The 24,906-nt window shown below is 38.2% G+C and carries 23 protein-coding genes; 22 read left to right on the top strand and 1 reads right to left on the bottom strand.

The window, feature by feature from the left end; all coding sequences use genetic code 11:
- The first annotated feature begins 82 nt into the window (after window positions 1–82).
- From CKJ95_RS15715 to CKJ95_RS15625, 18 genes are all read left to right on the top strand, one after another.
- Window positions 83–256, top strand: coding sequence for a YezD family protein (locus CKJ95_RS15715; RefSeq protein WP_099354397.1), 174 nt, complete (start codon window positions 83–85; stop codon window positions 254–256).
- Between the two features lie 185 nt (window positions 257–441).
- Window positions 442–993 (top strand): NADPH-dependent FMN reductase, encoded by a 552-nt coding sequence (ssuE, locus tag CKJ95_RS15710; protein WP_099354396.1) that lies wholly within the window; start codon window positions 442–444, stop codon window positions 991–993.
- Window positions 994–1,013: 20 nt separating this feature from the next.
- The gene (locus CKJ95_RS15705) at window positions 1,014–2,396 is read left to right on the top strand and encodes an LLM class flavin-dependent oxidoreductase (RefSeq protein ID WP_099354395.1); all 1,383 of its coding nucleotides are present in this window, start codon (window positions 1,014–1,016) and stop codon (window positions 2,394–2,396) included.
- A 141-nt stretch (window positions 2,397–2,537) separates the two neighbouring features.
- A complete protein-coding gene (locus CKJ95_RS15700; RefSeq protein WP_099354394.1) occupies window positions 2,538–3,359 on the top strand; it encodes an alpha/beta fold hydrolase in 822 nt (273 codons plus the stop codon).
- 608 nt (window positions 3,360–3,967) lie between these two features.
- Entirely contained in the window at window positions 3,968–5,173 is a 1,206-nt protein-coding gene (locus tag CKJ95_RS15695) for a CaiB/BaiF CoA transferase family protein (protein WP_257215815.1), read from the top strand.
- A gap of 56 nt (window positions 5,174–5,229) precedes the next feature.
- Window positions 5,230–6,174 (top strand): hydroxymethylglutaryl-CoA lyase, encoded by a 945-nt coding sequence (locus tag CKJ95_RS15690; RefSeq protein ID WP_099354393.1) that lies wholly within the window; start codon window positions 5,230–5,232, stop codon window positions 6,172–6,174.
- 45 nt (window positions 6,175–6,219) lie between these two features.
- Complete coding sequence (locus CKJ95_RS15685; protein ID WP_099354392.1) at window positions 6,220–7,248, top strand: tripartite tricarboxylate transporter substrate binding protein; 1,029 nt, start codon at window positions 6,220–6,222, stop codon at window positions 7,246–7,248.
- Window positions 7,249–7,289: 41 nt separating this feature from the next.
- Window positions 7,290–7,769, top strand: coding sequence for a tripartite tricarboxylate transporter TctB family protein (locus CKJ95_RS15680; protein WP_180271544.1), 480 nt, complete (start codon window positions 7,290–7,292; stop codon window positions 7,767–7,769).
- Between the two features lie 14 nt (window positions 7,770–7,783).
- Window positions 7,784–9,316: a tripartite tricarboxylate transporter permease gene (locus CKJ95_RS15675; RefSeq protein ID WP_099354390.1), complete on the top strand. Its 1,533-nt coding sequence runs from the start codon at window positions 7,784–7,786 to the stop codon at window positions 9,314–9,316.
- 258 nt (window positions 9,317–9,574) lie between these two features.
- Window positions 9,575–9,895, top strand: a complete 321-nt coding sequence (locus CKJ95_RS15670; protein ID WP_099354389.1) for a PadR family transcriptional regulator — start codon at window positions 9,575–9,577, stop codon at window positions 9,893–9,895.
- Between the two features lie 9 nt (window positions 9,896–9,904).
- The gene (locus tag CKJ95_RS15665; protein ID WP_099354388.1) at window positions 9,905–10,516 is read left to right on the top strand and encodes a DUF2812 domain-containing protein; all 612 of its coding nucleotides are present in this window, start codon (window positions 9,905–9,907) and stop codon (window positions 10,514–10,516) included.
- 390 nt (window positions 10,517–10,906) lie between these two features.
- Window positions 10,907–12,079 carry a sulfite reductase subunit alpha gene (locus CKJ95_RS15655; RefSeq protein WP_099354386.1) on the top strand — a complete coding sequence of 391 codons (1,173 nt, stop codon included), beginning with the start codon at window positions 10,907–10,909 and terminating at the stop codon, window positions 12,077–12,079.
- Window positions 12,080–12,850: 771 nt separating this feature from the next.
- Window positions 12,851–13,462: a DUF4352 domain-containing protein gene (locus CKJ95_RS15650; protein ID WP_099354385.1), complete on the top strand. Its 612-nt coding sequence runs from the start codon at window positions 12,851–12,853 to the stop codon at window positions 13,460–13,462.
- A gap of 165 nt (window positions 13,463–13,627) precedes the next feature.
- Window positions 13,628–13,888: a hypothetical protein gene (locus tag CKJ95_RS15645; RefSeq protein WP_099354384.1), complete on the top strand. Its 261-nt coding sequence runs from the start codon at window positions 13,628–13,630 to the stop codon at window positions 13,886–13,888.
- A gap of 355 nt (window positions 13,889–14,243) precedes the next feature.
- A complete protein-coding gene (locus tag CKJ95_RS15640; RefSeq protein ID WP_099354383.1) occupies window positions 14,244–14,807 on the top strand; it encodes a tyrosine-type recombinase/integrase in 564 nt (187 codons plus the stop codon).
- A gap of 106 nt (window positions 14,808–14,913) precedes the next feature.
- The gene (locus tag CKJ95_RS15635) at window positions 14,914–16,404 is read left to right on the top strand and encodes a DUF1538 domain-containing protein (RefSeq protein ID WP_099354382.1); all 1,491 of its coding nucleotides are present in this window, start codon (window positions 14,914–14,916) and stop codon (window positions 16,402–16,404) included.
- Window positions 16,394–17,062, top strand: coding sequence for a P-II family nitrogen regulator (locus CKJ95_RS15630; protein WP_099354381.1), 669 nt, complete (start codon window positions 16,394–16,396; stop codon window positions 17,060–17,062). Before CKJ95_RS15635 ends, CKJ95_RS15630 begins: the two co-directional genes overlap by 11 nt.
- Before the next feature lie 150 nt (window positions 17,063–17,212).
- Window positions 17,213–18,202 (top strand): glycoside hydrolase family 43 protein, encoded by a 990-nt coding sequence (locus tag CKJ95_RS15625; RefSeq protein ID WP_099354380.1) that lies wholly within the window; start codon window positions 17,213–17,215, stop codon window positions 18,200–18,202.
- Window positions 18,203–18,290: 88 nt separating this feature from the next.
- Here CKJ95_RS15625 and CKJ95_RS15620 read toward each other — a convergent pair whose 3' ends face one another.
- Window positions 18,291–19,427: an ROK family protein gene (locus CKJ95_RS15620; RefSeq protein WP_180271546.1), complete on the bottom strand. Its 1,137-nt coding sequence runs from the start codon at window positions 19,425–19,427 to the stop codon at window positions 18,291–18,293.
- Between the two features lie 287 nt (window positions 19,428–19,714).
- Here CKJ95_RS15620 and xylA point away from each other — a divergent pair, with 287 nt between their 5' ends.
- The 4 genes from xylA to CKJ95_RS15600 all read left to right on the top strand — a co-directional run bounded on the left by xylA (window position 19,715) and on the right by CKJ95_RS15600 (window position 24,871).
- Entirely contained in the window at window positions 19,715–21,037 is a 1,323-nt protein-coding gene (gene xylA, locus CKJ95_RS15615) for a xylose isomerase (protein WP_099354378.1), read from the top strand.
- A gap of 69 nt (window positions 21,038–21,106) precedes the next feature.
- On the top strand, window positions 21,107–22,606 hold the full coding sequence (xylB, locus tag CKJ95_RS15610) for a xylulokinase (RefSeq protein WP_099354377.1): 1,500 nt from the start codon (window positions 21,107–21,109) through the stop codon (window positions 22,604–22,606).
- A 134-nt stretch (window positions 22,607–22,740) separates the two neighbouring features.
- A complete protein-coding gene (locus CKJ95_RS15605; protein ID WP_099354376.1) occupies window positions 22,741–23,796 on the top strand; it encodes an aldose epimerase family protein in 1,056 nt (351 codons plus the stop codon).
- Window positions 23,797–23,887: 91 nt separating this feature from the next.
- Complete coding sequence (locus CKJ95_RS15600) at window positions 23,888–24,871, top strand: aldo/keto reductase (protein ID WP_099354375.1); 984 nt, start codon at window positions 23,888–23,890, stop codon at window positions 24,869–24,871.
- Window positions 24,872–24,906: the final 35 nt, after the last annotated feature.

Raw genomic sequence — 24,906 nt, 5'->3', positions numbered from 1 at the left:
TATTTTTGGGCCAAAGAACTGATTGCCATACTGGTCAACCAATGGCAATGAATCATATACATCTTGAACAAGGGGGAGTTGTATGGCGCAGCTTGATGAAACAAAGGTGAAGCATATTTTATCGACCTTGGAGAAATTGGATTTTGGTTCTATTGTGATCACGGTTCACAATGGGGAAATTACCCAAATCGATGCAACAGAGAAGAAGCGGTTTTCCTTGCAAAAATCTACATCAACCCAAACCACAAATAAGTAAATAACTTGCCGATTAGACGACTAAAGGCATCTTTATTTTCAAAGCGTCCATAAAAGACGTTTTAGATAAAGATGCCTTTTTTTATTCAATTTTTGTCTTGGAGGAAGAGGGGATTCTTTGCGGATATTCCCCCATTAAACTCATTTAGATGAACAAGGAAGACACAAACGAAAGGGATGATTAAAATGAGTGAAATCGTAATTTTATCAGGAAGTCCGTCCGAGAGTTCTAGAACGGATTTAGTCCTTCAGTATGTTGGAAAAAAACTGAAACAAGAGGGTTTCTCGGTCACACATGTATCCGTTAGAGATATTCCATTTGAGGACGTTTTTAATCTGAGGTTTGATAGTCCTGCACTTAAGGAACTGACTTTACTTCTTCAAGGGGCTGACGGAGTGATTGTAGGATCGCCCGTATACAAGGCAGCTTACACCGGGATTTTGAAGGCAGTACTAGATTTGCTTCCCCAGGATGTGTTGGCGCAGAAAACCGTTTTACCAATTATGACTGGTGGAAGCCCCGCCCACTTACTTGCGATTGAATTCAGCCTCAAACCATTATTGGCTGCATTAAAGGGGCAGAGCCAACAAGGAGTGTACTTCCAAGATTGCCAAATCGATAAGACACAAGTAGTCAACCCAATAACAGACGAAAATGTGTTAGCTAGATTGAAAAAAGAGCTTTATTACTTTATCGAAACAGTAAATAAGAAAAAAGATTTTGCCTTAAAAAATTAACGGAAGAGGAGCTAATTAAAATGACTAAGAAAAGAATTTATTTAAATGCGTTTGATATGAATTGTGTGGGACATCAATCCCCAGGCCTATGGACACATCCAGAGGATCAATCCCACCGTTATAAAGACAGTGAGTATTGGATTGAACTCGCGAAGCTTTTAGAAAAGGGTAGATTCGATGCTATATTTCTAGCAGATGTACTAGGTCCATACGATGTGTATCAAGGTTCAAGAGATGCTGCAATCCGTCAAGGTACACAAACACCTGTTAATGACCCATCCCTTGTTGTCCCGTTAATGTCAGCGGTGACGAAGCATTTAGGATTTGGAGTTACTGCATCTGTTACCCATGAGCATCCATATACATTTGCTCGCAGGATGTCGACGCTCGATCATATTACAAAAGGGCGTGTAGGCTGGAATATTGTAACTTCATATTTAAAAAGTGCCGCTGTTAATATGGGTTTAGAGGATCAAATTAAACACGATGAGCGCTATGACATTGCCAATGAATACTTAGAAGTTTGCTATAAATTATGGGAAGGAAGTTGGGAGGATGATGCCGTTTTACTAGACAAACAGAATCGAATTTTCGCAGATCCAAGTAAGGTTCACGACATCAATCATGAAGGTAAATATTATAAGGTTCCGGGTGCTCACCTTTGTGAGCCGTCTCCACAAAGAACGCCAGTACTTTACCAAGCCGGAACTTCTAGTAAGGGGCGCGCTTTTGCTGGTAAACACGCAGAATTAATCTTTATTGGTGCACCTACTAAAAATGCAGCTAAGCATTCTGTAAAGAAATTGCGTGAAGAGGCAAAAAAGGCTGGCAGAGCACCCGAGGAAATTAAAATACTTGCTTGTATTACTCCAATCGTTGGTCGAACGGAAGAAGAAGCACAAGAAAAATACAATGAATATCAAAAACACGTAAGCTATGAAGGGGCATTAGCACTTTTGGGTGGCTGGACTGGAATCGATTTTTCAGAGTATGGTCCAGATGAAAATCTTAAGTATGTTAAAAACGATGCGATTCAATCGACCGTTGAAAACTTTACAAAAATTGATTCAGATAAAAAATGGACGATTGATGAGATTAAAAAATATACCGGAATTGGCGGCCTAGGTCCTGTTACTGTTGGAAGCCCAGAACAAGTAGCAAATGATTTAGAAAGCTGGGTGGAAGAAACCGGAGTAGATGGATTTAACATTGCTTACGCGATTACACCTGGAACATTTAAAGATTTTATAGAGCTTGTTGTACCGGTATTACAAGAAAGAGGTCTAGTACGAAAAGAATATGAAGGTGACACACTAAGAGATAGTCTATTTGGTCAAGGAAGCCAGTTGCCTGCTCATCATCCAGGAAAACAGTACTCCAAAACGGCAGTACTAGTAAAATAAGCTGTAAAAAAAAGCACCAGTTAAGTCTTCGAAAATATTCGGAGGCTTTTCTATTGGCATTTTATGATTAGCGATATAAAAGGAATTTAGGTCTGAAAAGATGAATATAGTGTTTAAAAGCTTAATATTGGAGGAGTTAAGATGAGTATTAATGAGGAGAAATATATTGAAGTCGATTCAGGGGTAGAATTGTTTGTACAAGATGTAGGAGAAGGGGAACCTATTGTTTTCATTCCAGGTTTTACTTTCACGACAGAGGTTTTTATTAAGCAAATTGAGTATTTTTCAAAAACCAACCGAGTAATTGTAATTGATCCAAGGAGCCACGGAAGATCAACTATTACTCCTCATGGAAATGATTATGTCACACACGGATCTGATTTGGCATCCGTTCTGCAAGCATTAGATGTGAAAAATGCAACTCTGGTAGGCTGGTCGTTTGGTTGTTTTACAGTTTGGGAATATTTGAAGCAAAATGGATCAGAAAACATTAAATCTATAATACTTGTGGATATGCCGCCTAAATCTTTATCGGTAAATGATGAAGATTGGGTTGAAGGCAAGCTAGATGATATTGCAGCAATCTATAATGGTTACTTACGAAATCCAACAGGACATAGGGAGTTCATATCAAGTTATATCACCCAAGTAATGGTGCAGAGAGAACTTGAGAAAGAAGAGCTAACCTGGTTAGTGGAGCAATCTTTAAAAACGCCATATTACATCGCTGGAAATTTATTTGCTTCAGGTATGTTTTCAGATTATCGAGAGGAAGCCAAACAAGCTAGTAAAGCCGTTCCTACCTTAACGATTGTTGCAGAGCACTGGGCGGATATTGCCGTAAAGTATACAGAACAATTAACACCAGAATCTCAAGTGAGAATTCTAGGTGGCCACTTGATGTTTTGGGAGCACGGTGAAAAGTTTAATGAGATTGTTAAAGGCTTTTTGAATGAACATTAAAATTCCAATTCAATCTTCAATAAAGAAAGTCGGTCATTTTCGCTTAGTCACATCAGAAGCATTCTACTATGCGTTCTACGAATGATCTCGCCACACTGCATATAGAACACATTCTATAAATAGGTGCGTGATATGTTAGGGAGCTTTGAGCTCTCTATTTTTTATGCCAATTTTTAGTAAACCATCAGTTTCCGTTAGACTAACGTTTTCTTACAATTATATAGGAAGGTGATTTTTTCTTTTCTAATAAAATAAACGTATCCAAAAATTTAGATTGAAAATAATAATTAGAATTGTTAAAATGCAATGTATATAAATTTATCAGACTAGTAAAAAAAGTCCAAACGGTAAAAAATGTACTTATTTGTTAAGCTTTCTTCATTTAGTAAAGGTATACTCCTATACTTTATCACTTTAAAGTTTAAACGCCTTACCCGAGGAAAAAATAACCTCTACAAGGTTGGTACGAAAGGTCTTTAGCTACTAGTAACAAATAATAGTTATGCTTGTGCTAATTCAGGAGGAGATAAACATACAAACTTCATAATCTTAAGTGTAGCTTAAGAACAAACGGTAGAATGTGAGTGTCTAACAGGGGAGGAATTTACTTGGGAACTGAATCTACAAGTCTACCATTAGCAGGCGTGAAGGTATTAGAAATGGGAACATTGATAGCGGGTCCGTTTTCAACGAGAATTTTAGCTGAGTTTGGTGCAGAGGTAATAAAAGTAGAATTACCGGAGAGTGGAGACCCAATACGAAAATGGCGTGAACTACATAATGGAACATCGTTATGGTGGTATGTTCAATCGCGAAATAAAAAGTGTATTACCGTAGATATCCGAACAGAGGAAGGACTAGAAGTCATTAAACGACTTTTGAAGGAATGTGATGTGTTTGTAGAAAATTTCCGACCAGGCACCATTGCGAAATGGGGTCTAACTTCCGAAGTGCTTCAAGAAGTAAACCCTAATCTTATTGTTAGTCATATTTCAGGTTATGGACAAACCGGGCCATACAGCGATCGTCCAGGCTTTGGGTCTGTTGGGGAGGCAATGGGAGGATTAAGGTATCTAACCGGTTATCCCGATCGCCCACCTGTAAGAGTAGGAGTGAGCATTGGAGATTCTGTGGCCTCACTTTACTCTGTAATTGGAATTTTAATTGCTCTTTATAACCGTGATGTAAAAAAAGGCGGTGGGCAAGAAGTTGATGTGGCTTTATACGAGGCCATTTTTAGTTTAATGGAAAGTCTAATTCCTGAGTATGACAAAAAAGGTGTTATTCGGGAAAGGACCGGTTCAACTTTACCTGGTATAGTCCCGTCCAATGTATATAAGACAAAAGATGAAAAGTATATCATGCTTGGCGCAAATGGGGACAAGATCTTTCAAAGGCTATTAAAAGCAATGGGAAGAGAGGATTTGTTAGGCGATGAAAGATTTCTTAGTAATGACGATAGAGTTCGACATCAAGACATGATTGAACGGATGATTGAGGATTGGGTTTCACAGAATATGCTGGATAACTGTCTGGATATTTTAAATCAACATGGGATACCAGCGGGAACATTTTATAATGCTGAAGACATTGTCAATGACCCACATTATCAAGCTAGAGATATGATATTAGAAATGGAACATGAGGATATCGGGAAGATGAAGGTACCAGGTATAGTCCCTAAGCTTAGCAAGACACCAGGACAAGTGAAGTGGCTTGGACCGAAAATCGGTGAGCACAATATGGAGGTGCTCAAGGAAATAGGTTTAACAGATGAGATGATTCAGGAGATGGAGAAAAAAGGTGTGATATAAAGTAGATCACACTTGCATGTCTGTTAAGTATCCAGCAATGATACAGGAGGGATCATATGATTTGGGATTTCGATCGTTCCATCAAAGTAAAAGAAGTAGGCCCACGTGACGGCCTGCAGATGGAAGCTATCCTTACACCCGAAGAAAAAGTTAAGTTAATCAATGCACTTTCTAAAACAGGTGTACATTCAATCCAGGTTACTTCAGTCGTACATCCCAAAGCAGTTCCACAAATGGCTGATGCCGAAACAGTGATGAAGAACATCGAGCGTCAGTCAGGTGTTTCTTATAGTGTCCTCGTACCTAATGAAAGAGGTGCAGAACGAGCAGCCATGATGCAGGCTGATGAATGGGAATTAATGCACTCCGTCACAGAATCTCATAGTCTAGCAAATGCGAACAAAAGTGTAGATGAAAGTCTTAAGGAACTTGAAAAAGTCGTCAAAATTGCACATGAACATAATGTAACCGTACAAGGGGCAATGGCAACTGCGTTAGGTTGTCCCTTTGAAGGCAAAGTTCCGTATGAAAAGGTGCTCTATACAGTCGAAGGCTATTATTCTATGGGGATTCGAAAGATAAGTGTCGCCGATACAATCGGAGTTGCTGATCCTAAGCTTGTGTATACGATGATGAAAAAGTTGGTTAGTCAGTTTTCAGATGTAGAATTTAGTCTTCATCTTCATAATACACGAGGGATGGCACTAGCCAATGTCTTGGCTGGAATCAATGCAGGAGTATTTTCTTTTGACTCATCCATTGGGGGGCTTGGTGGCTGTCCATATGCTCCAGGTGCGACTGGAAATCTCCCGACAGAGGACCTTGTTCACATGCTTGATTTAATGAACATCAAAAGTGGAGTTGATTTAACACAACTACTTGGTGTTACAAAGGATGTTGAAAAAATAGTTGCACATCAGCTTGAAAGCTCAATTCACCGGGCAGGGCCATCTTATCAAGTTCATTCGGCACCGAAAGTACAACAAAAAATCAGTAGATAAAATTTTATAAAAATATAAAATGCGAAAAAAGAGGAGGAACTTTCATTGAAATCTTTAAAAAATAAATGGTTTTCATTATTTATAGTTTGTTTATCCCTGCTACTTGTATTAGCTGGATGTAGTTCAAGTTCGAATGGTGGGTCATCTTCATCTGAATCAAATAAAGGGGAAGATGTTTATTCCGATGGAAAACCAGTAACGATCGTTGCACCTGCTTCTCCAGGGAGTGGCTGGGATTTAACTGCACGTGCATTGGTTGAGACTTTCACAAAAGAAGAGTTAGTGGACTTCCCAGTACCGGTTGCGAATGAAGCAGGTGCCATCGGTGCTGTTTCATTATCTCAGCTTGTATCAGCAAGCAAAGGTAAAAGTGACAAAATTAGTGTAACTTCTACTGCCCTTTTATCCAATCACCTTCGGGGTCTTGCAGAGAACTCTTATGAAGATGTTACGATGATTGCAAGACTTATGACAGAATATTATACAGTGGTTGTACCAAAAGATTCAAAGTATCAAAATCTTACAGAACTATTAAATGACGTAAAGGCTGATCCTAAAATTGCGATTGGTGCTTCTGGGGACGATCAACTTCCGTTTGCTCTATTAGTAGATGCAGTTGGTGGGGATGCATCAAATATTAACTATATCTCCTATGAAGGCGGAGGAGAAATTACAAATGCATTATTAAACGGTGACCTTGTCGCTGCTGTATCAGGAATTAGTGAATTTTCATCTCAAATCCAAGCAGGTGAATTTCGTGCTCTAGGTGTCTTAAGTGAGGAAAGATTAGGCGGTGTCATGCAAGATGTACCTACTGCAATTGAACAAGGAGTTGATGTTGCGTTTGGTAACTGGCGCGGAATTATGGGGCCACCAGACATGCCAGAAGAGGCAGTTAAATATTGGGAAGATGTTCTAGAGAAGGCGTTACAGACTGAAACTTGGAAGGAATTAGCAGAAAAGAATCAATGGGAAATCACCTTTATGAAGGGTGACGAATTTAAAACATACCTTGATGAAACAAACGAAGCAGTAAGAGTAGGCTTAGAAAAAACAGGACAGCTTAAGAAGTAATCTATGAAACACTCAAAATAATGAAAGGAAGGGGTGGTCAGATGAATAAGAATATCATATCAGGATTGGTAATCCTTGCGTTCGCCTTAATATATACATTTATGGCCTTCCGGTTACCAGAACCAGCCTCAAATTCAGTGGTTATAGGACCATCCGTTTTTCCGGGTACCATTGGTGTTCTATTAATAATAACGTCAGTTCTATTGATGATTAATGGTTGGCTAGAAACTCGTCAAACAAATAGTAAGCAAGAAACAAAGGAAGTATCTCAAGAGAAAGAGGAGCAGCAGGATAAAAGAAAGGTTTTCCTTATTTCTCTTTTCCTTCTCGGTTATATTGTATTATTCGTTCCATTAGGCTATTTACTTTCAACTGCCCTTTTTATTCTATGTGTCACGTTGTATTTGGACAGAAAGCATTGGATTCGAAATGTGATATTTGCTGTAGCCTTCCCGGTTACCGTCTATTTCTTATTTGACCGAGTGCTTTCTGTATATTTACCGGTAGGTCCATTAGGATAAGGGGGGGTTAAAAAGTGGATGTGTTTTCTAATATTTTAAGTGGTTTTGGTGCAGTATTGTCTTGGGAAACTCTTGCTTTTGCATTTTTAGGTGTTCTAATAGGCACGTTAACAGGAATTCTCCCAGGTATTGGTCCGATAACAGCTATTGCCCTCCTTATCCCTATGTCCTATGGAATGGAGCCAATGAGTGGTCTTATAATGTTAATTGGGATTTATTATGGGTCCATGTATGGTGGGTCAACGACAGCTATTCTTGTAAAAACACCAGGAGAGGTCGCTTCAGTAGTTACGACGTTAGATGGGTATGAAATGGCTCGACAGGGAAAAGCAGGTCGTGCCCTTTCAGCCGCGGCCATAGGCTCATTTATAGCAGGTACACTAGCGACACTCGGTCTTATGCTACTAGCACCGATTTTGGCTAAGTTGGCCTATCATTTCGGTTCAGCTGAATACTTTTTAATGATTGTATTAGCGATGACCATGGTATCGAGTTTAACAACAGGCTCCGCTTTAAAAGCATATATATCGACTCTGTTTGGACTATCAATTGCTATGGTTGGAATAGATTTGCAGACAAATGTTCCTAGATTTTCGTTTGGAATTCCTAACTTACTTGATGGAATTGATTTTGTCTTAGTTGCCATTGCCTTATTTGCAATTCCGGAAGCGCTTGAAAATATGGCACGTAAAGGAAAGGGTTCTAAATTAGAGGTTCAAAATTTTAAAGGATCAAACTGGATGACTAGAGAGGATTGGAAACGATCAATCGGTCCGTTTGGTAGGGGATCTGTATTAGGTTTTTTTGTTGGAGTACTACCAGGTATTGGACCATCCTTAGCTAGCTTTTTATCATATGGAATGGAAAAGAAGCTCTCTAAGAAGCCTGAAGAATTTGGAAAGGGTGCGATCGAAGGAGTGTCAGGTCCTGAAGCTGCAAATAACGCTGGAGTAGGTGGGGCCTTAGTGCCGTTATTCACCTTAGGTATCCCAGGGTCTGCGACAACTGCACTCTTAATGTTTATTTTTATGATGTACGGCTTACAACCGGGACCGGGAATGTTCGAATCGAACCCAACTCTTTTATGGGCGATTATTGCGAGTATGTATATTGGAAACGTTATGCTATTAATCTTAAATCTTCCTTTAGTAGGTGTGTTCGCAAAGTTATTAAAGATGCCAACAGTTCCTCTCTTTGTTGGAGTGGTCGCGTTTGCGGTTCTTGGAGTATACGGAATTAATTATAATCAATTTGATCTCTTTCTATTATTTGGATTTGGACTTGTAGGCTATGCAATGCAGCGCTTTGATTTCCCTCTTGCACCTGCCGTTATGGCTTTGGTGCTCGGTCCATTATTAGAGCAAAACTTCCGCCGAAGCATGGAAATTACGAGTGGAAATTGGTTCACATTCTTTGAAAGGCCGATTTCATTAGTACTAAGCATTTTAGTTATTTTAATCGTAATTGTACCGATCATAAAATCTGTAATGAAACTTAGCAGAAAAGGGAAACAACAAGAAAATATCAATACAGATACAAATGTATAACTTGTAGGAGACGTGGCTTCGGTTTCCGAGGGACGCAGGGATTAGGTTCCGTGTCCCAAAAAATACGCTTAATGATGCTCCATATATGAGATAAGATTATAAAAAACAAGTGTGATACTTCAAAAGAGGTATCACCCTTTTTTTGTTTTATAAGACATCCGCACATTTTTAAAAGCATTATTGACATATACAGTATGACTATATATAATCAAACTATATAGTCAAACTATATAGTTTACCTGAATTGAGGCGAATCTTATGAAACGAGATAAAAATATTCCACTAACAGAGACAGTTTATTACATCCTTTTGGCGTTATTGGAGCCGGCACATGGGTACTTAATCCTTCAAAAAGTTGAAGAACTTAGCAATGGGCAGGTAAGAATGGCAGCGGGCACTCTATACGGGGCTATCGATAATTTGCTAAAGCTGGGGTTTATCGGGCCTGTACCAAGTGAGGACAGCAGAAGGAAGGTTTATGTCATTACAGAAACAGGAAAAGAAATGTTGCACCTTGATTTAGAAAGAATGAAGCATATGATTCGAATAACCGAAGAGGCTTTTAATATTGAAAAATGAGGTGAAAAGATGAGAAAGTTAAAGTTTTTCTTGAACTTTGAAAAAGAAGAAACTTGGTTATGTGAGATGGCGACAAAAGGCTATGAATTTGTTGAAAAGTCATTTGCTTATCAATTTCGCACTGCAGAACCCGAAAATGTAAATATAAAAATTGACTACCGAAAGTTTAGATCCAAAGCGGATTTTATCGACTATATAACTCTTTTCGAGGATTGCGGATGGAAGCATATTGCGGGAACAAAGAGTTCTGGCACACAATATTTTAAAAAGGTGAGTGAAAGTGCGGACGAGGATATTTTCTCAGATCCTGACTCCAGGGCTTTCCGATATAAAAGACTGTCAAAAATGTACATGACTTTTGCTATCTGTTATTTACCTATTTTTATGGTACTAATCTTCCAAGATTATCTTTACGCTTCCGCTCTTTTAAATCCAAAGGAACTTTATTATACTCCAGGTTTATGGGAAAAGGCTGGAATGGACTTTTGGGGAGCTTTTCTATTTGAAACACCATTTGCACTCTTCAGAGCAATAATAGTCTTCTTTTTCCCAATCATGGTAATACTCTACCTTATTTTCAGCTTCAAAGCCGACCAACACTTTAAAAACACGCTAAAATAGGTGGGGCAAGTGCGTTGTCCCACCATGGACCCTAAAGTTGGAACCAGAGGATTCGTCTAAATGATTTCGAAGAATCTTACCGACTACAAATAAAATCCTACATCCTTTTTTTCAAGCTTCTCATGCACGCATTTGACTTATTGTACAATATAATATCAAAGGAATGCTTCATGTCATTACGAACTTATGAGAATGGTGCAGTTCTGGATTTTATCAAAAAACGACATAATTGAAGAACATGATTATGTAAAGACTAAGCGAATATATTGGGCTGCACTCTTTTTTGGTAGTATAATGAAAATAGTGCTGAAAATGTGTCAAAATGCACACAAGGTAACTTGTACATGTGTTATTCTAACTATATATATAACTGTTGGAGGTTTTTAGAAAATGCAACGAACTATAGATAACGAAAAAGATCCGAAAAAACCTGTTCCTGCAACATTTTCAAGAACAAATCCATTTCAAGCAAAAGTTCTTAAGAACATCAACTTAAATGGGGAAGGTTCTAGCAAGGAAACCAGACATATTGAACTATCATTAGAAGGTTCAGGATTCTCTTATATTCCCGGTGATACACTTGGAATTGCTCCCTCAAATGATCCAGAATTAGTCGCAACCCTTCTTGAGGAAATGAAGTGGGATGCAGATGAGGTTGTAACAGTTGGTCGTAAAGGCGAAACAATGCCGCTTAAAGAAGCATTGATAACGTATTTAGACATCACATTACTTACAAAGAAAATATTACAAGGGGCGGCAGCATTCACAGATAATGAAGAGTTGCAAAAACTTGTGGAAGATACAACAGCAATAAAAGAATATTGCGATGGTCGGGACTTACTTGATATGCTACGTGACTTTGGCCCGTGGAAGGCTTCTGCCCAAGATATCGTTGCATTATTAAGACAAATGGTACCTAGACTTTATTCCATTGCGAGTAGTTTAGCAGCACATCCAGATGAAGTTCATCTAACAATCGGTGCAGTGCGTTATACTGCGCACGGTCGTGAACGCAAAGGCGTTTGCTCAGTTCAATGTGCGGAACGAGTTCAGGAAGGCGATACCCTTCCAGTTTTTGTTCAAGTCAATAAACACTTCCATTTGCCAGAAGAATTAGATAAAGATATTATCATGGTTGGTCCTGGAACAGGGATTGCGCCATTCCGTTCATTTATCGAAGAGCTTGCTGTAAACAAGGCAACAGGTCGTTCTTGGTTGTTCTTTGGAGATCAGCATAAAGCGACTGACTACTTGTATCAAGACGAGTTGGAAAAATACCAACAAGAAGGTATCTTGACAAAAATCGATGTTGCTTTCTCACGTGACTCTGCTCAAAAAGTATATGTACAACATAAAATGCTTGAGCATGGCAAAGAATTATTTGAGTGGATTAACAACGGTGCTTATTTCTATGTTTGTGGAGATAAAGAACATATGGCAAAAGACGTGAATGAAGCCCTTCTCACAATCATTGAACAAGAAGGAAGCATGGACCGAGAGGCAGCAGAAGCATACCTCAAAGAAATGAAAACACAAGGTCGTTATCTACGCGACGTATATTAATAGTAGAGTTACGAAACCCTTTGCAATTAGCGAGGGGTTTTTTCTTGGTTTGTACTGCTTTTCGTCTTTTCGACAATAAAAAATATTTTTTGACAAAATGTTTACTTTAGGAAGGAAATGGGTTCAGTTTGGCGAATATATAAAAATAGATTTGAGAGGAGGTATGGAAATGCAAACAGATTAAGAAGAACCATTTATAAGTCATTTTGCTGTACGTAACCACTTTTTTAAGAACTTTTCTTTTGCCTCAATCGATTTCGGCTACATGGAACCTACCACTACTAACAATTAGCCTCAAAGAAAAACCTGCTCTACATCTATTGAATCCCATCCGTTACTAATTTCTAAAAACATTCAAATCTATAAAATGAGGTGCAATTTTTGTTTTTTGATGCCCGGTTTTAGCCATGGTAAGGAAATTGAGACCAGGTATGCTTGAATGTGTTTAAAAAAAGTGAAGTGAATAGGAAAGGAAATTCCTAATAAGATAAGAGCCTCTATTATCTCCAAACTCATAAGCTTTTACCAAAGTGATATTACCATCACAACCGGAGAATTCTTCTCTAGACATTATCCCGACATGCTAAAAATGACGTTGGATCATTTACTCCATCACAATATTAGGTTGAAACATTCATAGTACCGCCTATTTAAATTTGCCGATTGAAGAAATTCAATTGGGCAAGTTCTACTTTTCTACGCGAAAATACAGGCTACTCTAAAAAAATATCGTCTATTAAACATTCATTCATTAAAAGGAGATGTTAGAAAATGACTAAAGAAAAGAAAGTGAAAGTAAGAAAACCGTTTTACAAAAAGGTTTGGGTCTGGGTTTTGGCTGTGATTATTATCGGTGTGATTGCTAGTGGGGGCGGAGAGGAAGGGACGGAACAAGCCTCTACTACACCTAAAGAAGAAAAGTCTATCGAAAAAGATGAAGTTAAAGAGGAGGAAATAGTAGATACAGAGGAACCTGAAGAAGAGGTACAGACAGTAGGAATCGGACAACCATTAATGGTTGGTGATGTTGTGTTTACTGTGACCGGTACAAGTACAGCTACAAATATTGGTGGTGAATACGGAAAAAGTTCTTCAGGAGAATTTTTTATTTTGGATGTAGTTGTAAAAAATGAAGGAAAAGAAGCGATCACAACAGATTCCTCATTTTTTAAGTTGAAGTCTGGGGATATCACATACGAAGCGGATTCAGAAGCGGGAATATGGGCGAACGAAGAAAATAATTTTTTCCTGCAAGATGTGAACCCCGGCATTGAGAACAAAGGGAAAGTGGTTTTTGACATCCCAGCAGGTACTTCAAATCTTGTCCTACAAGTACAAACCGGCTTCTGGGGAACAGAGACCGGAGAAATCACGCTACAATAAAGATAGAATGATTTAGTTGGAAACTTGCTATTGGTATGGGGGAGAAGGGTACACAGAACCACCAATATTGGGGCTTGAATACATCTATCCTTTCTGCTGATTGATATATTTTTATTATGAATGTGATATAATCTAGGAAGAAAAAACCACAAGGTGGTGTAAAGTTTGAGTATAAATCGTGAAGAATTAAAACGAATGATTGACCAAATTCCTGAACAAGATGCTCTTGAGGTTTTTGATTTTATTAAGTACTTAAACAAGAAACGGGAAAAAGAAATACTAAATGAGACGGAAATTGAATATCTTTCAAAAGACGAAAAACTAATTCGTCAGATTGAGAAAAGTCGTGAGGATCGTCAGAATGGAAGAGTTTTTAGTAAAGATGAAGGGCTCAACTATCTTCGAGAACGCTCCGAGGATTCATAAACATGGAAAAAGAATATAGTGTTTTTTGGTCTCAAACTGCACTTGAAGAATTAGCAAATATTCTTGCATACCCACCTGGTTGATGAAGACGAATTAATAGTTTGGATTGATGGAATAAAACATAAGCGAGAAAATGTTTATTGGAATAAGTAAATATGTGATATAGAAAACACCTACAAGGAGAATGTAGGTGTTTTCTTTAGCGTTAAGATTGGTACCCAAGTGGTGTGTTTTTTGATAAACCCGGATATGCCTGGGACAAGGGACCTGTCCCTGTGACCCATTTTTTATTGTGGTGTTACATAGTTGGTGTTAAAATATGGTTAAGTAACATTGGTAATTGGAGGAAAATCCTATGGAGTTTGTTGAACCTATAAAAAAGGTTGCTGATATTAAGGTAATGAAGGAAGTATTGAGTCAACATTCGCAGCGGGATTTGTTGTTCTTTGTCTTTGGGATCAATACAGGGATGAGGGTTAGTGAATTACTTTCTTTAAAAGTCAGTGATATCTGGGATGGGAAGGATATAAAAGAATTTGTTTCGATAGAAGGTTCTTCCACAGATGAAGTAACTGATTTCTATATTAATCTTAGTGTGAAAACAGAATTAAGGAAGTATTTAAACCAAGTTGAATTGGAGGAGAGTGATTATCTATTTAAATCAAAAAAACATGATAAGCCGATTACTCGTCAGCAAGCGTATCGAATTATTAATCATGCGGCAAAAGAGGTGGGGATTCCAGGGAAAATAGGTACCCACACTTTAAGAAAAACGTTTGGGTATCATGCATATCGTAAGGGGATAGCCGTTTCCATCCTATCAAAAATTTATCGCCACCAATCCTCTGCAGAAACGTTACATTATATCGGTATTGATAAAAATGAAAAATATATTATAAAAGTGGATGTTAATCTATAATCTAAAATTTTATATAAACCATCATTTTTGTGTAATAAGACACTAGATATCATTTTTTTCAGGTTTTCAGGTTAAAACAAATCTAATAGAAAGGAATGAGCTAAAATTGCATGTATTAGTTTCTAAACTTGTAGAAGTTTTGTATGCTGTTCTCCCTATAACAGCCATCGTCTTGATACTAAACTTTACTTTGGTTCACTTAGATATGACACTAATAGTTCGCTTTATCATTGGAGCGATTTTAATCATTATTGGATTGTCTATCTTTTTATTTGGAGTCGATCTTGGAATCACGCCAATCGGACAGTCGATGGGGGCAAGTATTGCAAAATCTAATAAACTATGGATCGTGGTGATAGCTGGATTAGCGCTAGGATTTTTCATCTCAATTGCTGAACCCGATTTACATATTCTCGCCGGACAGGTTGATCTTGTTACATCTGGATTAATTTCTAAGAGCAGTCTTGTCGTGATCGTTTCAATTGGAATTGGTGCTTTAATTGCGGTTGGTCTTGCAAGAATTGTTTACAACTTTCCTTTATATAAATTGTTATCCATCTTGTATTTACTCATCTTTGTACTCGCCATATTTACATCTCCAGAATTTTTAGCCATATCATTTGACGCTTCAGGAGCAACGACTGGTGCATTGACCGTTCCGTTTATTTTAGCTCTTGCCTTAGGGGTTTCTACGCTAAAAAAGGATAGCAAAGCGTCTGAAAAAGATAGCTTTGGACTGGTAGCGGTAGCTTCTACAGGTGCGATCATCTCTGTCATGATCATGAATATCATTGCCAAAACAGATAAAATCTCAGGAAGTTTGGAAGACTCTGAGGTTTCAAGCTCTATTATTGGACCTTTCCTACATAAATTTCCAATCATAGCGTTTGAAATCATCATAGCGTTACTACCTATTTTAATTCTTTTTCTTATCTTTCAAAAAATCTCATTTAAGAAGTCTAAAAAAGCAGTTCGGAAAATTTTAATGGGGCTCTTATTCACATTTATCGGACTTGTCCTGTTTTTAGTCGGAGTGAATGCTGGATTTATGGATGTCGGTACAGCAGTTGGGTATAGTATTGCATCTTTAGACAGTAAAGCATATCTTGTTATTGTAGCTTTTATCTTGGGGCTTGTAACAATATTGGCAGAACCTGCTGTTCACGTGTTGACACATCAAATAGAAGATGTTACAAGTGGGTATGTACCGAGAAAGACGGTCATGTTTTCTTTATCCATAGGAGTAGGTATTGCGGTGGCATTGTCGATTCTGAGAATATTAATTCCCGAACTACAGTTATGGCATTATCTTCTACCTGGGTATATGATTGCTATAGCGATGACTTATTTCGTACCGAAATTATTCGTTGGGATTGCATTTGATTCAGGCGGTGTTGCCTCTGGTCCAATGACAGCCACTTTTATCTTGGCGTTTATTCAAGGTGCAGCAGAGGCAATTGAAGGTGCCAATGTCCTAATAGATGGATTTGGAATGATTGCGATGGTAGCGTTAACACCACTAATTGCTTTACAGGTGTTAGGATTTGTATTTAAATTAAAATCAAAAAAAGGAGGACTGGAGAAGAATGTTGGGTAATTCTGAATCAGCCGACTTTGAACTGATTTGCATTATTGTAAATCATGGTATGGGAAGTAAAATCATGCAAACAGCTAAGAAAAACGGGATATCAGGGGGAACAGTGTTGTTAGGAACAGGAACGATAAAAAATCGCCTCTTAGAATTCTTAGCTTTAAACGATGTTCGAAAAGAAATTGTCTTAATGGTCTCTAATAGTAAGATAGCGGAACAAGCGCTAGATCAACTCGATAAAAAATTTAAATTCTCCAAACCCAATCATGGCATAGCTTTTACGACTTCTGTTGGTCATATTGTTGGAGCAAGTAGCTGTAAAAGTGGAGAAATTAAAGAAGAGGAAGGTGCTGACAATCCAATGTATCATGCGATTACGGTGATTGTAGAAAAGGGTAATGCGGAAGATGTGATCGATGCAGCGGTCGAAGCTGGTTCTAAGGGTGGTACAATCATGAATGCAAGGGGTTCTGGAATCCATGAAACAAGTAAACTATTTTCAATGGAAATCGAACCGGAAAAAGAGATTGTATTGATTTTATCCGAGATAGACAGCACTGATGCAATTGTGGAATCAATAAGGAAAAAAATTAAAATTGATGAACCAGGTAATGGAATCATTTTTATACAAGATGTAAAGAAAACGTACGGAATATATAAGTAAAATGAGGTGCCAGCCCTGACGTGTTAAAGAATCGGGGTTGGCACTTTTTATTTTAAAAAAGCAATTAAAAAGTTAGTTGTTTCACTATACAAAGTATATCGAATATGATTTAATGAATGTGTAGGTATCATAAAGTTACTGGAGGCTGTTATGGTGAAAAACACGAAACCTAATGAACCAATTGTTACACATATTTTTACAGCAGATCCTTCTGCACACGTTTTTGAAGGGAAACTTTATATTTATCCGTCACATGACCTTGAACACGATGAACCGTCAAATGATAATGGGGACCAATATAAGATGGAAGATTACCACATTTTATCCATGGAGGATATCGAAGGACCTATTGTAGACCATGGGGAAGTGCTTCATGTAAAGGATGTACCATGGGCAAGTAGGCAAATGTGGGCACCAGATGCAGCTTACAAAAATGGCAAGTACTATTTTTATTTTCCTGCACGCGACAAGGAAGATATTTTCAGAATTGGGGTTGCGACAGCGAATAGCCCAGCTGGACCTTTTACACCAGAGGAAAATTATATACCAGGAAGCTTTAGTATCGACCCGGCTGTTTTTGTAGATGAAAATGATAGCGCTTATATGTATTTCGGAGGACTTTGGGGTGGTCAGCTTGAAAAGTGGCAAACGGGTTCATTTAAAGCTGAGGTTACAGAAGGACCAGCTCCTACAGAACCTGCATTAGGACCAATTTTCGCTGAATTAAATGATGATATGCTTACTTTTAAAAGTGAGCCAAAGGAAATTTCAATTGTTGATGAAGATGGAAACCCAATATTAGCAGGTGATGAAGACCGTCGATATTTTGAAGGACCATGGGTTCATAAATACAATGGACTTTATTATCTATCCTATTCAACGGGAACAACACATAAAATTGTATACGCTGTCAGTGACAATCCACAAGGACCATTTGTGTTCAAAGGGACAATACTTAATCCAGTCATTGGTTGGACAACCCATCATTCAATCGTTGAATTTAAAAACAAGTGGTATCTTTTCTACCATGATTGCTCTTTATCAAATGGGATTAACCATAAGCGTAGCGTTAAATTTACTGAACTTAAATACAATGAAGATGGAACAATCCAAACGATTGATCCATACGGTGATAAATAATGTAGAGATTCGACAGGTGAGCCTGTCGAATTTTTTTATAAAAAAAGCCCTGCTACTAAAAGCAGGGGACAGATGTGGGACAGTTTCCTTAACTTTTAATAAAGTTGTCTACAGCGAAGGCCGATACACCTAATGAGGTTGAGTATTTTCCAAGTTTTGAAAAGTTGAGTTGCAAGTCGTTTTGGTGGAATGCGAGTGTGTGTTTTTCAATCGTATTCCGGATTGGTGCTTCGAGCCATTCTTTCGCTAATGCAAGTCGATTTCCAATGATGACTTGTTCTGGGTTAAACGTATTAATGATATTATTAATTCCAAGTCCAAGATAGTTTCCAATCTCTTCAAAGAGATGCTTCGCTTTTTCGTCACCATTCTTCGCTAACTCAAGCAGCGCTTCCAGTGATTCAATACTAGGGTCAGACATTTCCAGTAATGCTTGCTCTGATGCATAAGCTTCCCAGCATCCGCGGCTGCCACAGTTACAACGCTTGCCGTTCATGTCAATAATCATATGTCCCATTTCACCGGAGAATCCATTTATTCCTTTATAAAGCTCCCTGTTAACAATGATTCCGACACCAACTCCTATACCAGCGCTGATATAAAGAATGTTTTCGTGGTTTTGTCCTAAACCAAAATTCTGTTCACCGACAGCCCCGGCGTTTGCTTCGTTCTCAATAATAACGGGAACACTGTAGAGTTTTTCAAGCTCCTCTTTTAATTGGATATTACTCCATCCAAGATTCGGTGCTAGCAGGACGGACCCCTCATTATTAACAATTCCCGGTACACCAACTCCGATGCCAACAATTCCGTACCTGCTCTTTGGCATTTCATCCATTAACGACTGAATCATCTTTTGTAAAATATCCATGACTGACGCATAAGTAGTACGGTTCAGAGTTTGGCTTTTTTCAATTAAAATAGTCCCTTTTAAATCGGTAAGAACAGATAGCACATAGTTCACACCAATATCGATCCCAATTGCATAACCGGCATCCTTATTGAAATGAAGGATAACGGGACGGCGTCCTCCACTAGAGACACCTGGTCCTGATTCAAAAAGTAAATCTTCCTCTAATAGTTCCGTAACCAAAGTTGAAACTGTTGTTTTATTTAAGCCTGAAATCTGAGCAATGTCCGCACGTGAAATTGGCTCATTTTCCATAATTAATTGTAAGACGAGTGCTTTATTATTTTTTTTAACAACCTGTTGATTCCATGTCATCGTTCTCACTGATTATAACTCCTTATTTGGTATTGTATTTATTTTATCATAAAACTTAGTATGGTGAGTATACGAATGTGAAACTTAGATTAAATAAGGGAATTAAGACTAAGTTATGCTCATTTAAACTAAAAATAAAATAATTTTTGAGATACTTAGTTTATCGTGTAGACAAACTTTGTAAGCGGTGTTATAATCTGATTATAAAAGCTTGCTTAAAGATGACGAGCTTTTGATTGCATTTAAAAAACTATTGAAATATTAAAAATACTAGGAGGAATAACCCGATGGCTTATTTCGATTCAGTTAACAAAATTAAATATGAAGGCGCTAAATCAACGAATCCTTTTTCATTTAAATATTACAACCCAGAAGAAAAAATTAATGGCAAGACAATGGAGGAAATCCTTCGTTATTCTGTTGCTTACTGGCATACATTTACCGCTGATGGAACAGACCCATTTGGTGTAGGGACTGCAGTACGCCCTTGGGATCACCTTAAAGGTTTAGACTTAGCAAAAGCTCGTGTTGAAGCATCATTTGAGCTTTTTGAAAAATTAGATGTTCCTTTCTTTGCGTTCCATGATGTTGATGTTTCTCCAGAAGGAAGTACATTAAAGGAAACAAATGAAAATCTTGATGTCATTGTTGCAATGATTAAAGATTACATGAAGACTAGCAAAGTAAAATTACTTTGGAACACAGCTAATATGTTTACAAATCCACGCTATACACATGGTGCTGCGACTTCTCCAAATGCAGATGTATTTGCTTACTCTGCTGCGAAAGTGAAAAAGGGCCTAGAAGTTGCTAAAGAACTTGGTGCAGAAAACTATGTTTTCTGGGGTGGCCGTGAAGGTTACGAAACACTTTTAAACACAGATATGAAGCTTGAGATGGACAACTTAGCTCGTTTTTTCCACATGGCTGTTGACTATTCGAAGGAAATCGGATTAAATGTTCCATTCTTAATTGAGCCAAAACCAAAAGAGCCTACTAAGCACCAATATGATTTTGACGTAGCTACAGGTCTAGCATTCTTACAAAAATATGACCTAACAGATTACTTCAAGTTTAATATTGAAGCAAACCATGCAACACTTGCTGGTCATACTTTTGAGCATGAGTTAAGAACAGCACGTATTAATGGTATGCTTGGTTCAGTTGATGCAAACCAAGGGGATACATTGCTTGGCTGGGATACAGATGAATTCCCAACAGACCTCTATACAAACACATTAGCCATGTATGAAATCTTGAAAAATGGCGGACTTGGCAAAGGTGGACTAAACTTTGATGCAAAAGTAAGAAGAGGTTCATTTGATACAGATGATCTTTTCCACGCACATATTGCAGGTATGGACGCATTTGCAGTGGGCTTAAAAGTGGCTAACAAACTAATCGAAGATAAAGTGCTTGATAACTTTGTAGAAGAGCGCTATAGCAGTTATACGAAAGGCATTGGCTTAGATATCGTAGAAGGAAAAACTAACTTCCGTGAGCTAGAAGCATATGCACTTGGATTAACTGAAATTAAAAATACATCAGGTAGAACAGAACGCTTAAAAGCGTTAATCAACCAATATCTACTAGAAACTTTAAATGCTTAATGAATAGAAACCAAGAATGTGCTGGATGTATGCTACTCCAGCACATTTTTGCAGAAAAGGATGATACGGATGAAATATGTAATCGGTGTGGACCTCGGAACAAGCGCTGTAAAAATTTTACTAGTAAATCAAATCGGAGAAGTAGCTGGTGAGGTATCGAAGTCATATCCTCTTATTATTGAAAAATCAGGTTATAGTGAACAAAATCCGGAAGAATGGGTTGAAAAGACAACTGCAGGTTTAAAAGAACTTGTTGCTCAATTCGATGGAGATGTAAATGATATTGAAGGGATTAGTTTCTCTGGACAAATGCATGGACTCGTTTTACTAGATAAAGAAAATCAGGTGTTGAGAAACGCCATTTTATGGAATGATACAAGAACGACAAAGCAATGTGAAAAAATCTATGAGACTTTTGGTAAGGAAAAACTATTGGAAGTAACAAAGAACCCCGCATTAGAAGGTTTTACATTGCCGAAAATTCTTTGGGTAAAAGAAAATGAGCCGCAAATATTCGAACGCTCTAATCTGTTCATGCTTCCAAAGGATTATTTACGTTATCGTATTACAGGTGCCATTCACATGGAGTACTCAGATGCGGCAGGGACATTGATGTTAGATGTGGCAAAACGTGAATGGAGTCAGGAAGTAGTAGAAGCATTTGGACTTGTGCCGGAATTTTGTCCACCATTAGTGGAGTCACACGACTTTGTTGGTACGGTAATCCCTGAATTTGCTGAGGTAACTGGACTATCTAAGGCAACTAAGGTATTTGCTGGCGGTGCGGATAATGCTTGTGGTGCGATAGGTTCAGGTATTTTATCGGAAGGCAAAACCCTCTGTAGTATCGGAACCTCAGGTGTGGTGTTGTCTTATGAAGAACGAAATGACCTTGATTTTGAAGGTAAGGTTCACTATTTTAACCATGGTGAAGAAAACACGTATTATACGATGGGTGTCACTCTTGCGGCAGGTTACAGTCTAAGTTGGTTCAAGGATACGTTTGCAAAAGAAGAGGCTTTTGATCAGTTTTTAGAGGGTGTCGATGAAGTGCCTGCAGGCAGCAACGGTCTATTATTTACGCCGTATATTGTGGGCGAAAGAACACCACATGCTGATTCGAATATCCGCGGTAGTTTCATTGGAGTTGATACAGCCCATGAACGAAAGCATTTTGCTCGTGCAGTCCTTGAAGGAATTACATTTTCTTTAAACGAGTCGATTGAGATTTTCAGAAATAGCGGCAAAACGATAGATTCAATTATTTCAATTGGTGGCGGTGCGAAAAACGAAACTTGGCTACAAATGCAGGCGGATATTTTTAACGCAAAAATAGAGAAATTAACATCTGAACAAGGTCCTGGAATGGGAGCAGCCATGCTTGCTGCATATGGCAGTGGATGGTTTGAATCATTAAAAGAATGTGCAGATTCATTCCTGCAAACTTCAAAAACGTATGAACCAATTCCAGAAAATGTGGAAGCGTATAAAAAATTATTTGCCATCTATCAACAAGTTTATACCCAAACAAAAGCACTCAACGAACAACTAAAAGACTTTAGAAAATAATGGGACAGGGGGACAGGTCCCTTGTCCCACTTCCCAATTAAATGAAACTTAATGAAGTGTATTGACTACCCATATAAAAACTGGAAACGGCAGGATCAACCACAACTTGTCTAGTAGTAGGAAGGAAGTTGAAAATGAAAGTTAAAAAAGAAAGTTTTGGTCAAATTGATAACCAACCTATCTTTTCATTTACACTGCTGAATGATCACGGCATAGAAGTTTCGGTCATAAATTATGGCGGTATAATCACGAAAATCAACGTTCCGGACAAAAATGGAGTTCTTGAAAATATTGTTCTTGGCCATGACACACTCAACGATTATATGCAGGATTCCTCATTTTTGGGTGCTATTTGTGGACGTGTGGCAGGTCGAATAAAGAAAAGCTCTTTCGAACTTGAAGGAAATACATACAATCTAGCGAAAAATGACAATTCCAATCATCTTCATGGAGGCATAAACGGGTTTAACAAGGTTGTATGGGATGCGGAAATTCTTGAAGACGGAGTTCGTTTTTCGTATGTAAGCCCCGATGGTGAAGAAGGGTATCCGGGAATTTTAACCGTCGAAGTGATTTATACGCTAAACAACGAAAATGAGCTGACGATTCATTATGGTGCTCAATCAGATCAAAAAACGCTACTAACTCTTACCAACCATTCTTATTTTAACCTAAGCGGAGATTTGAAAAGGGATGTGTTAGACCATACCTTAACTATAAAAAGCAATCAATTTCTTGAACTCGATCAAGAATTTATCCCAACAGGTCACTATTTAAATGTCGATAATACACCATTTGATTTTAGAAATGAAAAAGTAATTAAATCGGGGACAAATTCTCAGCATCCGCAAAATGTTCTTGTAGGCAATGGCTATGACCATCCGTTCATTCTCGATAAAAACCATGAAAACGAAGTTCTATTAAAGGATCCAGAAAATGGCCGAATATTAACGATAGAAACAGATGAACCTGCTGTTGTGGTTTACTCAGGAAATTCCCTGCAATCTGAAGGGAACTTTCGAGGTGTTCCTTCCAGACAATACTTAGGGATATGCTTAGAGACACAGGCATTTCCTGATGCCATCCATCATTCTCATTTTCCATCAATTACTCTCGAAAAAGGCCAGGATTATTCTTCGGTCACTAAATATAAATTCGGAGTAGCGGGAGAAGAGAGTATTAAAAAGTGAGCTCTGATACGAATAGGACATGTTTCATCCACCAAATAATGGTCAATAAGAAGATATTAAAGGATAAGCAGTAGTGAAAGGGGACGTAAAAATGAATTACCGTGAATTAGGTAACACTGGAATAAAAATTAGTGAAGTGAGCTTTGGTACTTGGGCGATCGGCGGTGCTTGGGGGAAAACGAGTGATACGGAGGCACTTAAGTCCTTGGAATTTGCGATGGATCAAGGTGTAAACTTTTTTGATACAGCCGATGTGTATGGTGACGGACATAGTGAAGAGTTGTTGGCCAAGGCAACGAAAGGCAAGGAAGATAAGATTCATATTGCCACTAAGTTCTGCCGTCAAGGTGACATCTTTGATCCCCAAAATTACAGCTATGAACAAGTAAGTAAATATTGTGAAGACAGCCTTCGACGTTTAAATCGAGAGGCAATTGATTTATATCAAATTCATTGCCCTGCTACAGAGATTTTACGAGATGGAAGTGTTTTTGAAGTACTCGATCGCTTGCAACGTGAAGGGAAAATTCGTCACTATGGGGTAAGTGTAGAAACAGTTGAGGAAGGGCTTATTTGTTTGGAGAATCCAAATGTGAAGAGCCTGCAAATTATTTTTAATATGTTCCGCCAAAAGCCCTTGGAAGAGTTAATTCCTGAGGCCCACAAAAAAGGAGTCGGACTACTTGTGAGATTGCCACTTGCTAGCGGGCTGCTCACTGGTAAATTTACCGCTGATCATGTCTTTGAAGAGGATGATCACCGTCGTTTTAATGAAAATGGGGAAGCATTTAATGTTGGGGAAACGTTTGCAGGTCTTGGTTTTAAAAAGGGTGTTGAACTCGCGGACCAGTTAAAGTGGATTGCAACTGGACGTAACTCGATGGCAAGTGCAGCTCTACGTTGGATATTAGACCAAAGAGAAATAACATGTATAATTCCTGGCTTTAAAAATGTAAAACAAGTTCAAAATAACCTGTCAGCTCTTGAAGAAAAGCCATTTACAAAAGAAGAAATAGAAAAGATACAGCGTTTTTATAACGAAAATGTAAAAGAGTTCATCAGAGGCGCATATTAAAAGGACGAGCTTAGTCTCGTTCTTTTTTTAGAGAG

The sequence above is a fragment of the Fredinandcohnia onubensis genome (assembly GCF_002734285.1).
GTDB lineage: Bacteria > Bacillota > Bacilli > Bacillales > Bacillaceae_L > Ferdinandcohnia > Ferdinandcohnia onubensis_A.
This window is presented reverse-complemented; position numbering and strand designations above follow the sequence as displayed.

What these genes read in the sequence shown, in the direction of transcription:
- CKJ95_RS15715 (WP_099354397.1), top strand. Translation starts at nt 83, where the DNA reads ATGGCGCAGCTTGATGAAACAAAGGTGAAGCATATTTTATCGACCTTG.
- ssuE (WP_099354396.1), top strand. Translation starts at nt 442, where the DNA reads ATGAGTGAAATCGTAATTTTATCAGGAAGTCCGTCCGAGAGTTCTAGA.
- CKJ95_RS15705 (WP_099354395.1), top strand. Translation starts at nt 1,014, where the DNA reads ATGACTAAGAAAAGAATTTATTTAAATGCGTTTGATATGAATTGTGTG.
- CKJ95_RS15700 (WP_099354394.1), top strand. Translation starts at nt 2,538, where the DNA reads ATGAGTATTAATGAGGAGAAATATATTGAAGTCGATTCAGGGGTAGAA.
- CKJ95_RS15690 (WP_099354393.1), top strand. Translation starts at nt 5,230, where the DNA reads ATGATTTGGGATTTCGATCGTTCCATCAAAGTAAAAGAAGTAGGCCCA.
- CKJ95_RS15680 (WP_180271544.1), top strand. Translation starts at nt 7,290, where the DNA reads ATGAATAAGAATATCATATCAGGATTGGTAATCCTTGCGTTCGCCTTA.
- CKJ95_RS15670 (WP_099354389.1), top strand. Translation starts at nt 9,575, where the DNA reads ATGAAACGAGATAAAAATATTCCACTAACAGAGACAGTTTATTACATC.
- CKJ95_RS15665 (WP_099354388.1), top strand. Translation starts at nt 9,905, where the DNA reads ATGAGAAAGTTAAAGTTTTTCTTGAACTTTGAAAAAGAAGAAACTTGG.
- CKJ95_RS15655 (WP_099354386.1), top strand. Translation starts at nt 10,907, where the DNA reads ATGCAACGAACTATAGATAACGAAAAAGATCCGAAAAAACCTGTTCCT.
- CKJ95_RS15650 (WP_099354385.1), top strand. Translation starts at nt 12,851, where the DNA reads ATGACTAAAGAAAAGAAAGTGAAAGTAAGAAAACCGTTTTACAAAAAG.
- CKJ95_RS15640 (WP_099354383.1), top strand. Translation starts at nt 14,244, where the DNA reads ATGGAGTTTGTTGAACCTATAAAAAAGGTTGCTGATATTAAGGTAATG.
- CKJ95_RS15630 (WP_099354381.1), top strand. Translation starts at nt 16,394, where the DNA reads ATGTTGGGTAATTCTGAATCAGCCGACTTTGAACTGATTTGCATTATT.
- CKJ95_RS15625 (WP_099354380.1), top strand. Translation starts at nt 17,213, where the DNA reads ATGGTGAAAAACACGAAACCTAATGAACCAATTGTTACACATATTTTT.
- CKJ95_RS15620 (WP_180271546.1), bottom strand. Translation starts at nt 19,427, where the DNA reads ATGACATGGAATCAACAGGTTGTTAAAAAAAATAATAAAGCACTCGTC.
- xylA (WP_099354378.1), top strand. Translation starts at nt 19,715, where the DNA reads ATGGCTTATTTCGATTCAGTTAACAAAATTAAATATGAAGGCGCTAAA.
- xylB (WP_099354377.1), top strand. Translation starts at nt 21,107, where the DNA reads ATGAAATATGTAATCGGTGTGGACCTCGGAACAAGCGCTGTAAAAATT.
- CKJ95_RS15605 (WP_099354376.1), top strand. Translation starts at nt 22,741, where the DNA reads ATGAAAGTTAAAAAAGAAAGTTTTGGTCAAATTGATAACCAACCTATC.
- CKJ95_RS15600 (WP_099354375.1), top strand. Translation starts at nt 23,888, where the DNA reads ATGAATTACCGTGAATTAGGTAACACTGGAATAAAAATTAGTGAAGTG.